Raw genomic sequence first — 15,140 nt, forward strand, 5'->3', positions numbered from 1 at the left:
TGTTTTAATTTTTTTCCTTAGGATCTAATGCATCTCGGAGTCCATCTCCCACAAAGTTAATACAAAGAATAGTGAGCAGAATTGCAAATCCGGCTGGCATCCAAACCCATGGCTTAAATTGCAGAACCATAATCGATGTTGCTTCATTTAGCATATTACCCCAGCTTGGAATTGGCTGCTGAACACCTACCCCTAAGAAGCTGAGTGCAGATTCCGTTAAGATGGCCTCGGCAGTCTGAAGTGTTCCTTGTACTATAATCGGTGCCATAATGTTTGGCAGGATATGTTTAATTATTATAATGAAATCACTTTGCCCCATCGCTTTCGTTGCTTCAATATACTCCATTTCCCTTAATCGCAAAACTTCTCCTCGCACGAGCCTTGTCATCGTCGTCCAACTTACTAAACCAATAATGATAATTACATTGAATAGACTAGGTTTGAGAATAGTTGCAACCGTGATTGCTAAGAAAAGGACTGGGAAACAAATGACGACATCCGTGATTCGCATAATTACCGTATCGACCCATTTTCCATAATAGCCTGCTACAACTCCGAGCAGCACACCGGTAAATGTCGCAATCATTACAGCAACAAAAGCAACTGTTAAGGATACTCTTCCGCCATATATAATCCGTGATAACATATCCCTTCCTAAGCTATCCGTACCAAGCAGATGCTCACCACTAGGAGGGGCAAGAACATCAAATAATCCCAGCTCTCCTTTTGTCGATTCGTAAGGGTTATGTGGTGCAAGGATTGGAGCTAATACAGAAACGATGAGTAACGTTATAAGGACGATTGCTCCGAACACGGCTAGCTTATTCTTTTTAAATCGTTTCCACGAAGCATTGGTTCGCCATCTTTTTTTTCTATTTATTTGAACTAGTCCCGCTTGATTGTGCTGTAATTCCACGTTACTCATATAATCCCCCCTTTACTCATAGTCAGTACCTAATCCTTGGATCTGCCCATGCATACATAACATCAGCCAATAAATTACCTGTCATCACTAAGATTGAGGTAAATAGATTTAGAGCCATGATGACGGGGTATTCTCTTGCAACGATTGACTGAATTCCTAAGCTTCCCATTCCAGGCCAGTTAAAAATATGCTCTGTAATATAGGCACCACCGAATAAGAAGGGAATGGATAAACCAAATATCGTAATAACTGGAATCAGCGCATTTCTTAATGCATGCTTCAGGTTAACCTTTAATTTGCTTAATCCTTTAGAATCAGCCGTTCGAATAAAGTCTTGGTTAAGTACTTCTAGCATGCTGGAACGAGTAAAGCGCATAACAACAGCGATTGTCGGTAATGCAAGTACAATGGATGGCATCGTGACATGCTTGACATAATCCATAAACTTAGCAAAGCCCGTCAAATCAGCACCAATGGTAACCATTCCAGATGTAGGCATCCACCCAAGCTTTAATGCGAAAATAAATATCATCCCTAACCCGAAAAAGAAAGACGGAATAGAAATACCAATGAAAGACAAAACGGTTAATACATAATCTGGTGCCTTAAAGCGATTGGTTGCTGAATAAACCCCTAATGGTATGCCAACTACAAATGCCATTACAAAGGCCGTACCTGTTAATAACAGCGTGGCAGGCAAACGTTCCAAAATCAGTTGACCTACTGGCTGACCTGTTTTCACGGTATATCCAAGATTCCCTGTGAAAACTTCCTTGATCCAAGTAAAATATTGAACCGGCAATGGGTCATTCAAACCGAGATTCTCTTGAGCCCTTTGCATTTCTTCAGAAGATATTTTAGGGTCAATCATTGTTTGCATGGGATTTCCTGGAGATAATTGCATGATTGCAAAGGTCATAATTGTGATGCCAATTAAGATGGGAATGGATTGAAGCAGTCTTTTAATCAGGTATTTTTTCAAGAATCTCCTTCCCTTCTTTTTTGGTAGTTTGGATGCAGATTATTTCATCCTGACGTTCTGTTAAATACTTAACTCCATCAGATGTAACGACAACATTTTCCTCAACAATAAAATGGATCCCATTGTCTAAAAATAACGTTGGTTCAATTGTAAAAACCATTCCTTCTTTAAGCTCTCCGAAAGGTGCATTTCCGTATCTTTTCCATCTCGGACCTAGCAGTACACCTCCATCATGTACATCTCTTCCGATTTGGTGACCAGTCGCATGGGTAATTTCCGGATAGCCAAGCGAACCATAATGGTTTCTTGCTGCTGAATCTACTTCATGCCCTTTAACACCCGGTTTTATCATGAGGGCAGCTTTTGTAATAGCCTCATGTACAGCTGAGAATGCAGCCTGAATTTCTTCAGGAGGTTCCGTTTCACCTTCTCTTAAGAAATAGACCGTTCTTGCAATATCCGAAACATACCCATTTACCTCAACACTAAAGTCAAAAATTACAAGGTCTCCTTCTTCAACAACAGCATTCCCTGGCCCTCTATGTGCAATGTTCTCTTTTAATACAATTGGCATAGACAGCGTGCGATCTACTCCGTTGACCACTTTGTGTTTCTCCAACTCTTTAACAAATAAAGCTCCTAATTCTTTTTCAGTCATTCCTGCTTTCATTTCAGTAAAGACCTGTTTATAGATTGCCTCTGTGATCTTAACTGCCTTGTCAATATGCTCAATTTCAGTTTTTGATTTGATACTTCGAATTAATGTGAGAAATTCCTCTGAAGAGACATATTCACCTTCGAATACATCTTTTAACGTTTTCTTTAACCAGCGATACCGTCCGGCAGTTAATCCATCTGTTAAATGTTCTTCTTTCGAAATATTTAGCGCAATCTTGTTCGGATTAATCTTTCCTACCACTTCAGCAAGTAAAACTGCTAAACTGCCAGAATGCTTGTAGACCTCATCGAATAGCTCAGACTCTTCTATATCCTGCGCATCAATACTGCTGCAAAGAGCGAACTTTTCTCCCTCTTTCGTTACAATAAAAACACCTGGTCCAACCGTCCCCACACCTGTGACAAGAGGGATACACGGATCACTTCCCTCCGATGTAAGGATCAGCCATATATCAATATTTTGTTCGCGTAAACTTTCGAGCGCTTGGTTCAGTTTCTCTTTTTGTACCTGATACACTTTCTCCACCTCCATTTGATATACATAACTTTTTTAAAACGGCTGTCATAAGTTTTACACCGTATTCAAATGACTCTACTTCGATTCGTTCATCCTTGTTATGAACCCTTTTGAGGACCTCTGTAAAAGGAGTTAAGGTTGGAGATAGGCCATAAATTTGGCTCGATACATCTCCAACAAACCTTCCATCTGTTTTACCTAACGCAGTGAAAGGTACCCATTTTATCTTTTTTCCATATAGAGAGGATGTCTCTTTAAACAACTTGATGATTTCTTCCTCTGGATCACTTTCATATCCTTTTTCAAAAGATAGCAACTCACAATTTACATTTGGAGGGAGGTGCCATTCTTTTAAGTATGATTCAAACTGCTCTCTTGTTTGATTCGGAAGCGTTCTAAATTCAAGGATTGCCTCTGCCTTATACGGAATCACATTCAACTGCTCTCCGCCAACAGTAAGTAATTCAGGTGTGAATGTCATATGCGCCATGTAATCAAATAGCCTTCTAACTAAATCGCCTTGTTCCCCCTCCTTACTCATCATCCCTTTTAATTCGTGATGAAAATAATGAAGGATTGGATAATCGCCAGAAGGAAGCTTTAAATGATTAATTATTCTAAGAGCTTGTGTTAATATTAGGACAGCCTGATTCTCTGGCGGACTTCCTGCATGTCCCCCATCTCCAAAAGATGTGAGCTTAACTCTAGCAGTCCCTTTTTCACCAGCAGCAAATAACATATATATTTCATCTTCACAAGGGACAATAAAGCCTCCTCCTTCACTTAGGATAGTTGCCTTTTCAAAAAATTCAGGATATTCACTTGAAACAAATTCCATTCCCTCTTTGCTTCCGTTTTCCTCATCAGCTGTTGCAATAAAGAAGATGTTACCGTTCAAAGGTTGATTGCTTCTTTTTAATTGAATGAATGCCATCAGATGCATAATGGTTAGCTGTTTTGTATCAAGGGTTCCACGCCCCCAAATATTTCCACCGTCTATGGTTGCTGAAAAAGGAGGAAATGTCCATTCCTCTTCTGTTGCCTCCACCACATCCATATGAGATAAAAGGACAAGTGGCTTTTCCGCCTCATTATTTCCAGCTAATTTCGCAATGATCGAAGCCCTGTTATTTGGACTATAGACAAGTTGTGATGCAATTCCCTCTTTTTCTAAAACACCTTTTAAATATTCAGCTACCTTATATTCAGTCTCAAGCTGATTTGTCGTATCAATCTTTATTATTTCTCTAAAATGATGCAATGCTTCTTTGATCAAATCCATCATCATCAGCCTTCTGAAGAGATTAAGATAAGTTCAGTCTGGCGTTTGCTCAAAATGATTGGCTGACCTTCTGTTACAAGAACATTCTCTTCAACTAAAACACATGGCAATGCGTTATCCTGAATAACAGTTGGTTCAATCGCATAGACTTCACTCACTTCAATAATTCCTTCCACTTCTGGTCTCGGGGGTACCCGTTTTGGACCAAGGATGGTTCCACCATCATGTGTGGCTCTGCCGATTTGGTGTCCAACAGAGTGACGGATAGTTGGATATCCCGCTTCCTCAATCACGCTTCTTCCAACCGCATCCACCTCATAGCCTGCCTTTCCTGGCTGTAATGCATGAATGGATGCAGTGATCGCCGCAATTGCTGTATCAAAAGCTATCTGAATATCTTCAGGTGCTTGTGTTTCACCATCTTTAAGAATATAGAAAGTTCGGGCAATGTCTGAACAATAATTGTTGTACTTCAGGCTGAAATCGATGATCACAATGTCGCCTGGTTCCGTCCTGTGGTTACCTGGCTTTCTGTGGGCTAATCCCTTACGAACGATACATACGAGAGGCGGCTCATTAGAATCACCGTGGCCGTTTGCTACCCCTCGTTTTTTCATCCCTTCGACAAACAATTGCCCAATCTCTTTTTCTGTCATGCCGCATTTGATCTGAACAAATGCTTCATCATAAATATCTGTCGTATGATTGATCGCTTGTTTGATATTTTCCAACTCACTTGGGGTCTTGATACTGCGCAGCTTTTTTAGAATGACTTCACTTGATACTTCGATTTTAGCTAGTCTTTCTACGCCAAGAACATCCTCCAGCCATTCATACAAACCTTGAGTAAGTCCATCACATAAGTGATCACTTTCTGATATATTTAATGCGAGATTTTGTGGCTGGATTTCATCAAATAGGTTAAGAAAAGCTTCTTCCATGCTCGCCTCATAGACTTGCACCTTTTTAAATAGATTCGTAGCTTCATAGCTTCCTCTATCACTTACAGATGTAAGTGCAATATGCTCCCCATTGCTTCGGATAAAGATGGCTGCCTTATGAACGGATCGGACCCCCACTACTAATGGCATTGCGGGGTCAGACCCTTCCCTTGTAAGTAATAACCATGTATCCAAGCCATACTGATTTAATAGATTAGTTGCTTGTATCAATTTTTCGGATGTAATCTCTTTCGTAGCTGTTATCATATCAATCGCTCCCTTCCAATTTAACAAGGATGTTGTACATATTTTGAATACCGAATCTTAATGATTCTAAAGGTATTCTTTCATTTACTCCATGAACCATTGTAATGACCTTATCAAAGGTCATGTCAGGTAACATCGGGCAATACCCATAGATTTGAGAACCAAGTGAATTCAAATGTCTTGAGTCACTTCCGCCAATTGATAAAAATGGAACCACCTTTGCATGTGGCACTTCTTTTTTTACTTCTTCTTCAAAAATAGCTAAGTGAGTCTGATTGATTTGAGATTCATAGCCCTGTGAGAAAGACAATATTTCGTATTCAACAGGCAGATCGCCTAGAATTTCTCGTAACATTTCCTTAAATAAATCTCTTGTTACTGAAGGAATAGGTCTGCAATCCAAGTACATCTCATATTTTTTTCCTGCGGTGGAGTGTTTCTTACCCCCATCCCATTTTGTAATTGAAAAAGTTGACTTCGCCATTGCTCTAAATAGAGAGACATAGGAAGACGGAATAATCTTCATAAATGTTTCAAAGTCTTTATCTGAAAAAGATATCCCTTTGTCAAAAGCAATTGTAGAGAATAATGTATTCGTCGATGAAGGAATTCTTTCGATGATTTCTGGAGACTGAAAAGCTTCAATTATCTTTATACTAATTTGCAATGCACTGTTATTAGGAAGGTAAGGGGTAGAAGTAACGTCGTTTTTTGCTGTAATTTTCACTTTAGCCAAACCTTTTTGTCCCAATTCACATAAATAGTATATGTTTTCATCAATCAGGATTGGGAAGCCTCCCCCCTCATTGAATACAAAAGTATTTTTAAAAAGATATGGATAATCTTCTAAAAAGGGAATCAACCCAAATTGACTGCCATTTTCCTCATCAGAAGTTGCAACCATAATTACATCTTTATTTATTGTGATGTTATTTCGTTTTAATAGAAGGAGAACCATAAGGTGAGTAATGGTTAATTGCTTCGTATCAATCGTTCCTCTTCCCCACATCACATCATCTATAATTTCTCCGCTAAAAGGTGGAACCTTCCAATCTTCATCATTTGCAGGAACAACATCCAAGTGAGACAAAAGAATGATTGGCTCATGATAATCAGGTTTTAAGGAGATAACAACATTCCCTCTATTTTCTCCCGTTTGATGTACCTTCGTGTACAGCCCATTTCTTTCTGCAATCTCTACTAAAAACCTAATCGCTTCCATTTCATTTTGCAGGGAATTGCTCGTATTAATCTGAATCAACCTGCTCAGATACTCTGCAGCTTCCTCCTTTACATCCATCCACTCCTTAATCAAAACTTCACCACCTTCATACATTAACTACCAAGATTAAATCAATTATAATATCAAGAAGTTTTGATTAATGTAAAACACTTTACAAAAATTCAGACTTTTTAAAAAATAAATCAACTATGAATTTGTTTTGGAGGCAAATCTATAAAAAGAGGATATTCTTTCAGGTGCTCCGTTAGATGTATTCTCCAATAAAAACAATTCTTACGTGGATTAGGTACAGTATGAACAAAAAAGATTAAAGAGTTTATCACATTCCAACTCTTTAATCTTTTTGACTTCATAATAAAAAACACGTATTTCCCTAGTTTTACTTAACTTAAAAGTCCTCTATCATCTGGTAACAAATTCCCCTCCCACAGCAACTTTCTTAACCCCCTCCAAATTCCTCAAATCCACCAGCGGATTCTCCTTCAGCAAAATAATATTCGCCCGATAGCCTTCTTGAATCTGTCCTACATTTCTTCCAAGTATTTTCCCTGCATTAACGGTTGCTGTCTTCAGTATCTTTTTGGCATCAGGAATTATCTCGTACATCGTATATAATTCATCTAGTAACGCCGTGTGGGAGGTACATGGGGAACCTGCGTCAGAACCAGCGCCAATTAAAAGATTCCGTTCAAAGTAGGATTCAAAGGCTTTTCTATGCCTATTCACTATTTCAATAGCTTTATCTCTTGCATAGGCTGGAATGCCTTCCTTTGTTGCGATTTGCTTATAGACGAACAATGTTGGAATCCATGCCGTATTTCTTTCTTCCATTAAACCAATTAATTCATCATCTAAAAAATGCCCATGTTCAATTGTATCGACACCTGCAATGATCGAATGATAGATTCCCTCACTGCCAATGGCATGGGAGGCTACTTTGAGGCCAAAGCGATGGGCTTCCTCACATATGACTTGCTGCTCCTCCAAGCTGAGCTCGGCATTTCCTACTTCTTCCCCCTCTGTTCTTCCGTAGACCCCTCCGGTCGCACTGACTTTAATGACTTCTGCCCCTTTAAAAATTTGTTCACGGACCCCTTTTAGTGCTTCATCCTTCCCATCAACAAATCTGGCCCAAAACGGATCATGTCCACCAGTCATCGTTAATGTTTTTCCGCTTGCGATCACGTCTGGTCCTTGAATGAGCCCTCTTTTGATCCCCTTTGCTACGTGCAGGGCAATATCGTCAATCGAACCAATGTCTCTGACTGTGGTAATTCCGTGATGAAGATAGGTTTGGCAATTAGAAACGGCTCTAATGAGCATTTGTTCAAAGCCTTCCGATTCAGAGGTTCGTACGGGGTTTAATGAACCATCCCACATCATATGAATATGTAAATCTATTAAACCAGGGGCTAGATATGCTCCTTTTCCATCAATCACCTTTACACCTGCTGGGAGCTGTGACTCATCTACTACTTCCTTTATTAAGCCATTCTTTATCCATAGAGCCGTATGTTCCCTTACCTCTAATTCTTCGCCATACATTAATTGTATATTTGAGATAATATATTCCATTTGAGATTCCCTCCTTAAAGAATTGAAAGGAAGAAGCACAAGCACTCCTTCCTTTCTAAATTAGATTAATAGAGCAGTGATTCCATATCACTTGGATAGTCAGTAATTAACCGGCACCCATCCGCTGTAATGAGAACGGTATCGGAATGTCTGAATCCGCCTACTCCCGGGATATAAATACCCGGTTCAATCGAGAAAGCCATCCCTTCATCTACTACATCGTGATGATCATATCGTAAAAATGGCTGTTCATGGGCGGATACTCCAATCCCGTGGCCAGTCCGATGAATCGCATATTGATCAAGCCCTGCTTTCTCAAATACCTGCCGTGCTGCCCCGTCTACTTCTGACAATTTAACACCAGGCTTAATAAAATCAATGGCACGCTGCTGTGCATCGATAGCTGCTTGAAATGCTCTCTTTTGTTCTAGGTTTGGCTTTCCTACTATGACGGTTCTCTCTAATTCTGCACGGTAGCCATTTAACCCAACCTGTCTGCTATGAATAATGACATCACCCGCTGCAATTCTTCTTGTGTTCGAAAATACATGCGGCATGATACTTCTCTTTAAACCTGAAGGGGACATCACCACGACATCAATAACTGCATCCGGATGCTGTGTAGCAGTTGCTTCAAATAGGGCTGCATTTCCAGCTGCATCAATTTCCATTTCCGTCGTACCTATACAAATCTTCTCCAATGATCGGGCGACAGCTAAATTCACAAGCTTTCCGGCTTGTTCGAGCATATGAATTTCTTCTTCATCTTTTATAAACCGCATCTTATAAATATACTGGCCAATATCCACTGCCTGGTAGCCTAATTCCTGAATCAATTGAAGGATTTCACCTGGAATAAAGGATAGATCTACCCCAACTATTGATGACGCAGGACTTTTTTCAAGCAATTGCTTGATATACTGCATATGAGTTGTCTCTGTCTTCTCCGCATTCGGATGCTCATAATAAACAAGCACATCATCTACTATCGCATGCTCTTTAGCGTGGGTTTCTTCCAGCCCAGGAACAATCATCGCTGTCTTTTCATGCAAATGAAAGACAATGGGTCTGGAGTAGATAAGGGCTTTAAAACCCGTTATATAAAATTGATGATCCGGATGAAAGACAAACGCGGCAGAAATGGACTGTTCCCTCATATACTCTTTCAATCTATTAATTCGCATCTTTGTATCCATAATCTCCAGCTCCTTTTATATTATCCAGCATGATTAGTTGTAAGGTCAGATGATACCGTTTTATTTTTCGTTAATAAGCTGACAATGATCAGTGCTAATACGGACAATGGCAAGGCGAATAGCACACTATTCCAGTCCAGCGGGCGATCTAGCCCAAGCTCCCATAGCATGGTAGATGCCCCGCCCACAACCATGGAGCTTACTATCCCTGCTTTTGTTGCACGCTTCCACAGTACAGTCGCAAGTAGAGCAGGCGTGATGGATGCTCCATACATCGTATAGGAATACATTTGGATGGCAAGTACACTTGGGAAGAATTGTCCCAGCACATAGGCAAGAACCCCTAGGATAATGACAATGACACGGTTGTACCATAATAGCTTGCCTTCTGAAAAGGTCTTTTTACTAGAGCGCTGGATTAAATCACGGACAATATTTCCAGATGCTGATAATAAATAGGAGGTTGCCGTTGTGATGATAAATGCTACAGCAGCACATAGCATAAGCAATCCAACTACTAATGGCACGCCTTCAATCGCAAGGGATAAAATCGCTGTATCTGGTGCAATATTCGGGAATAGAACAATGGATGTTGTAGCTAGGATGATTGTTAGTCCAATAACAAATATACTTCCAACAAAAAAACCGATCGTTGAATTTTGTGCAACCTTTGGATCCTTTGCAGCTGAAAAACGCTGATACATGTTTTGATCTCCTAGTACAAGCAGGAATAAGGGCAGAAAGAAACCAAGAAGCTGCGGAAAGGACAGACCTCCGTTCCATGTCTTATTTATTTCTGGTAAGGAAATAGCCAATCCTTCAAAACCACCTGCTGCATTTAATGCAAATGGAACCCCAATAATAAATCCAAGGATGATTAAAACCGCACTTAGTGCATCCGAATAGGCCACTGAAAACAGCCCGCCGCTAACCGTTAAAAAGATGACTAGCACACACATAATAATCGCGCCTGCCTCTAATGGTATCCCTGTAGTTAATTGGAGGACGTAAGCTCCGCCAGTGAACTGGTAGGCTGTAATCCCAACGAATGCAAAGATGATAATAATGGAAGAGATGAATAAAGCCGCTTTGCCGAATTTCCTCTCCAGTAATTCTGGTACCGTATAAATCTCAACTTTTCGAATTTTGCCAGCGATAAAGTACAAGACAATCGCACCAACAATCCCACCTGACAGATTAAAAATAGCGGCAAATGGACCATATTGATAGATAAAGCTCGCACCGCCAACCACCGTTCCTGATCCAACAAACGTTGCCAGCAACGTCCCCATCACTACAAATAACGGTAAACTGCGGCCTGCCACCATAAAGTCATCGCTGTTCTTGACAGACTTTTTTCCGAAGTATACGCCAATTAACGCCATTAAAGCCAAGTAAATGATAACTGCTACTAAGTACGTATTCATGTGCTCACCTCTTTTTTATTGTTTTGATCCTTATTGCTATCCTACAAAAACACCATTTTTCATAATAAGCTTCTCTTCTCGTAAACGATTTAAATCCTCAAGTGGGTTTTTATCTACAATTAACAGGTCTGCCCGCAATCCAGAAGTAATCCTTCCCATTTGATCCTCAACCCCAAGGCATTCCGCTGCCACACTTGTTGATGCTTTAATTACATCCATCGGCGACATGCCAGCCTCATGCATAATAGCTAATTCATCAAAGTAGTATGCAGGCGGGGTTAATGGTGAGCCGCAATCTGTGCCTGTCGCAATTTTCACGCCGATTTGAACCGCTTCCTTTAGCATATTAAAATGCGGTTCAACAACCTGCTTTGCTTTTTCTAAAGCAAATGCGGGAATATCCGGACTGCTTGTAAGCTGTCTCATCACAGCCATTGTCGGGACTAGAAACGTTCCTTGATTCTTCATGATTTCAAGTGCCTGGCGATCAGCATAAATGCCATGCTCAATCGTATCGATCCCTACTTCTAAGCAGTTCATAATTCCTTCCAGTCCATCTGCATGTGCCGCCACTTTTTTGTTCTTCTTTAGTGCTTCTTCCTTTGCTGCACTTAATTCATCAATGGTTAATTGGACCGAACCAGGCTCTTCCCCTTTCGTGTAAATCCCGCCTGTCGCCATTACTTTTACCAGGTCCGCGCCTTCCTTTAGAACCTTTCTTGTGTTTTTACGAACCTCATCCGCACCATCTGACTCGTATCCTAAATAATGAACATGTCCACCAGTCATACAGATCGGTGCCCCAGATGCAATAATCGTAGGTCCTGCAAGCAAGTTCGAGTTGATCACATCTCTCACATGCAATACCGTTCTGTCAGGTGCCCCTAAGTCTCGAACCGTTGTTACTCCTAATCGAAGGGTATCTAATGCATGCTTGTATGCTTCGAGAACAATCCGATCGTTTTCTTCATGCTTAATAACGGATTGTGGATCAGCACTTCCATTCCATACAAGGTGCACATGGCAATCGATTAAGCCAGGCAGTATATACTTCCCTGTACAGTCAACGACCTCAAAACCTTCTGTTTGTTTCAGCTCCCCTTGCTGAACCTCAATTATTTTTCCCTCCTCAATTTTGATGAAGGCATTCTCAATGATCGAATCACTCCATCCATCAATCATGCTGCAATTGGTTAATAGCCATTTCGTTGTTTTTGTCATTTGAACTCTCCTTTTTGTTAAATTAACTGATTTTTCAAAATTATAACAACGAAATAATGGAATTACATTGTTGGAAGGAGACAAAAAAAGAGACATGACTTTGTCTCTTCTCAACAATGGCATGATCAATCATCTTTCCTTTGCTTGTAATGGTAGAGTGAATAAGCGAGCATGAGCATCGAGTAGTGGGTTGGATTTTGAATATCGATCTGCAACAATTCATTTATTTTTTGCATTCTATACTTAATCGTATTTGGGTGAACAAATAATTCACTGCTAGATTTCTGCAGGTTAAAAAAATATTTTAAGTATACATACAGTGTTTCTGTTAAATTTGCACTCTTCTCCCTATCATACGAAATCAGTGGATCGAGTATTTCTTCGTCAAGCCTATCAAATAAGGAATTTGGCTGAATATGATAGGCCATTTTTTCAATCCCTATCTGCTCCCAAAACACTAGCTGCTTATTTTGGACATGACAGTGTGTTAAAGCTAATGCGGACTGTTCATACATCTTTTGGAGTTTTTTAATCTCGGCACTCTTTTCGATGGAACTTACACCTATCCGAGCATCCGGAAAATCGCTGAGGATATTGGTCATTTTCTCTTTTTCGCAAGCAGTCTCAATCACTCCGACAATTTTTTTATTATAAATCCATATGCGGGAGTTTGAATGATTTTCGATAAATAGTTCAGAGAACATCTGTAATTGTGACTGGAGAGAATTTGGAGAATAGGATTGGACCTGGAAAATACATGTAACCTTTTTTAAGTCGATATAAAAGTCTGAAACACTTATTTCTGCTGCGTCCCCCTGGAAAATCCTTTCGAACAATTTGATATCCTTTCTCTTTTGATAATTGAGTAAGGTATTTTTATTATGAGCAGCCAGACTTAACGCACGGATTCCGTTTTTTATCACCTCTTCAGAATACTTATCACGGATCCCTTCCTGACAAATAAGCATATATCCTAAAAAGGTCATATTTGAAAACAAAGGAAATACTTTAAAATGGGCAGCTGCAGCCATTTCGTCCTTTACAGTTATTGTTGCTTCGCGGCTAGTAAAGCGCACCTTTAATACATTTTCCTTATTTTTATTGATAATTAACTCAATCAAATATTTTATCTGACTTCTCGTCTGGTCTTTCTTTTTCCAAAAAGCAATCGGTTCAAAGTATGGGTCCAATACGCATACAATATTGTTTATGTGCTCGCCAATGACTTTGACGATTGAATTTAAATCCTTTTCTAATAAAACCGATTCAATCAGCTTCTCATTTAATTTATAAATAGCCGCAAGCTGTTCATTTTCTTTTTCATTCATTAGCCAATTGAATTTCTCAAAAATCATGTAATAGGGAATGTCCTCAGGGATTTCAAATAGGGCTAAAGCATTTGCATTCGCAAACTCAATCACTTCTTGGGGAATTGCTTTCATTGATGCTGTATGAAAGCCAATAGCACTAATTTTTATTTCATCGATTAACCATTCTAAATGGGCAATAATTTGCTCTACATCCTTGAAGGCATGAAACGTAGACAGAACAAAGCCATTTTCCTTGATGCGCGACGTTTTTTCAGTAAGCTCTAAGCTGGTTATGTAGGAAATCTCACGATCAGCCTTTTTCCTTCCCCCTACTAGTTTGATATTTTCCTTTTCGAGTGCTTTTGCTATAGCTTCCACAGTGATCATTAGACTCCCCCTTTTTCTGAGTGGCTTGTTTTTAACGATTGTTATTATTACGAAATTCGAAATTTAATAGTAGTAATTCTACATTTCATCGTGTTTCCCTTTATTTCTCTTATAACTTTAAAGTGGTAAACCATTACATAAAAAAAGAAACACAAACAATTTCTCATGCTTCTTTTTTTAAGGCTTTGTTAATATTCATTGTTGATTTTCACGTATATATTAGGCGGAGAATTTCCGTCTAATATATACAGTAGAAGCTTAAGAGGCAGATATAAACGGAGCTATTCCGCTTAACTGCTCTATAAAAGACAATATTCTAAGGTTTGGATAATATAAGCGGAAAAACTCCCTTTAATTTTAAGGAAATATGTGTATTTCCCGAATTAAACGTAATTTTTCCGTTTATTTTTCAAACATATTAAAATTAACATTCAGTTTTAACAGAGCATTTTTTGAAGTAATATAATTTGCTAATTTTAATGAATTGCTTAATTAATTTGCTTTAATAAATGGCGCTATCTTGAACCATCATTTTACCGAAAACTAACTAACACTATAAACTCTTCCTTGGTATTTGGTATTTGGAACATAGCTTGCAAGTAATTCCAACAAAATGTAAATCAAAATAGCGAGACAACTTATAGAACTTTCAAATTTAATCATTACAGACTTGGTACTTGCAGGCTTATTTTGTTTTTTATCTTGATGTTTATTAGGAATAATTTATCATACCATTTTAATAGCTCTGGTTGACCTTATACATATGGCGATTTCTAATGAACTTAGGTTTCTATGAATAATCAAATAGGCATCTATTAAAGATGCCTATACCAATCATTCATTTCCTTATTAAACCAAAGCACCCGTTACAGAAAATAATAGCTACACATATTAGGTCAAATTCTTACTAAATTTGGCACCCCTGAGTAAATGAAGAGGGAGTGGTTTAAATTTGCACCTAAAAAAACAATCGCCTCTAGTCAGTGTTAATTACAGTTGCCACAATTGCTCGGTCTTCTAAGGAACTATCATCCCTATCAACATTAAAAACATTTGTACTAATCACAAGGGCATAGGTATACACACCAGGTTCTAGTGCATCCAGCCACACGAAAACAGTGTTTAATAGAATAAGTTGCTTAAAACCTGCAACATCTAGTTTTATACCCACATAATAAATCCTCGTAAA

12 protein-coding genes are annotated in these 15,140 nt (G+C 39.1%); all 12 read right to left on the bottom strand.

Translation table 11 applies throughout. The features are described from left to right. Positions 1-4 precede the first annotated feature (4 nt). Positions 5-925 carry an oligopeptide ABC transporter permease gene (opp4C, locus tag ASU02_RS16090; protein WP_082631829.1) on the bottom strand — a complete coding sequence of 307 codons (921 nt, stop codon included), beginning with the start codon at positions 923-925 and terminating at the stop codon, positions 5-7. Between the two features lie 22 nt (positions 926-947). Then, entirely contained in the window at positions 948-1,907 is a 960-nt protein-coding gene (locus ASU02_RS16095; protein ID WP_057765414.1) for an ABC transporter permease, read from the bottom strand. Next, on the bottom strand, positions 1,888-3,102 hold the full coding sequence (locus ASU02_RS16100; protein WP_232426270.1) for a M24 family metallopeptidase: 1,215 nt from the start codon (positions 3,100-3,102) through the stop codon (positions 1,888-1,890). The genes ASU02_RS16095 and ASU02_RS16100 overlap by 20 nt, the downstream gene beginning before the upstream one ends. Further along, positions 3,038-4,387 carry a M20/M25/M40 family metallo-hydrolase gene (locus ASU02_RS16105; RefSeq protein WP_057765418.1) on the bottom strand — a complete coding sequence of 450 codons (1,350 nt, stop codon included), beginning with the start codon at positions 4,385-4,387 and terminating at the stop codon, positions 3,038-3,040. Before ASU02_RS16105 ends, ASU02_RS16100 begins: the two co-directional genes overlap by 65 nt. A 2-nt stretch (positions 4,388-4,389) precedes the next feature. Next, positions 4,390-5,592, bottom strand: coding sequence for a M24 family metallopeptidase (locus ASU02_RS16110; RefSeq protein WP_057765420.1), 1,203 nt, complete (start codon positions 5,590-5,592; stop codon positions 4,390-4,392). A gap of 1 nt (position 5,593) precedes the next feature. Next, positions 5,594-6,907 carry a M20/M25/M40 family metallo-hydrolase gene (locus ASU02_RS16115; protein ID WP_057765422.1) on the bottom strand — a complete coding sequence of 438 codons (1,314 nt, stop codon included), beginning with the start codon at positions 6,905-6,907 and terminating at the stop codon, positions 5,594-5,596. Between the two features lie 330 nt (positions 6,908-7,237). Further along, a complete protein-coding gene (locus tag ASU02_RS16120; RefSeq protein ID WP_057765424.1) occupies positions 7,238-8,410 on the bottom strand; it encodes a metal-dependent hydrolase family protein in 1,173 nt (390 codons plus the stop codon). A gap of 65 nt (positions 8,411-8,475) precedes the next feature. Next, entirely contained in the window at positions 8,476-9,606 is a 1,131-nt protein-coding gene (locus ASU02_RS16125; RefSeq protein ID WP_057765426.1) for a M24 family metallopeptidase, read from the bottom strand. Positions 9,607-9,626: 20 nt separating this feature from the next. After that, complete coding sequence (locus ASU02_RS16130; RefSeq protein WP_057765428.1) at positions 9,627-11,033, bottom strand: sodium:solute symporter family protein; 1,407 nt, start codon at positions 11,031-11,033, stop codon at positions 9,627-9,629. A gap of 36 nt (positions 11,034-11,069) precedes the next feature. Next, a complete protein-coding gene (locus tag ASU02_RS16135; RefSeq protein WP_057765430.1) occupies positions 11,070-12,254 on the bottom strand; it encodes a metal-dependent hydrolase family protein in 1,185 nt (394 codons plus the stop codon). Positions 12,255-12,379: 125 nt separating this feature from the next. Next, entirely contained in the window at positions 12,380-13,951 is a 1,572-nt protein-coding gene (locus ASU02_RS16140) for a PucR family transcriptional regulator (RefSeq protein ID WP_057765433.1), read from the bottom strand. Positions 13,952-14,927: 976 nt separating this feature from the next. Further along, positions 14,928-15,122 carry a hypothetical protein gene (locus ASU02_RS16145; RefSeq protein ID WP_057765435.1) on the bottom strand — a complete coding sequence of 65 codons (195 nt, stop codon included), beginning with the start codon at positions 15,120-15,122 and terminating at the stop codon, positions 14,928-14,930. Positions 15,123-15,140 lie beyond the last annotated feature (18 nt).

Origin of the sequence: Cytobacillus praedii (assembly GCF_001439605.1) — a bacterium.
GTDB classification, from domain to species: domain Bacteria; phylum Bacillota; class Bacilli; order Bacillales; family Cytobacillaceae; genus Cytobacillus; species Cytobacillus praedii.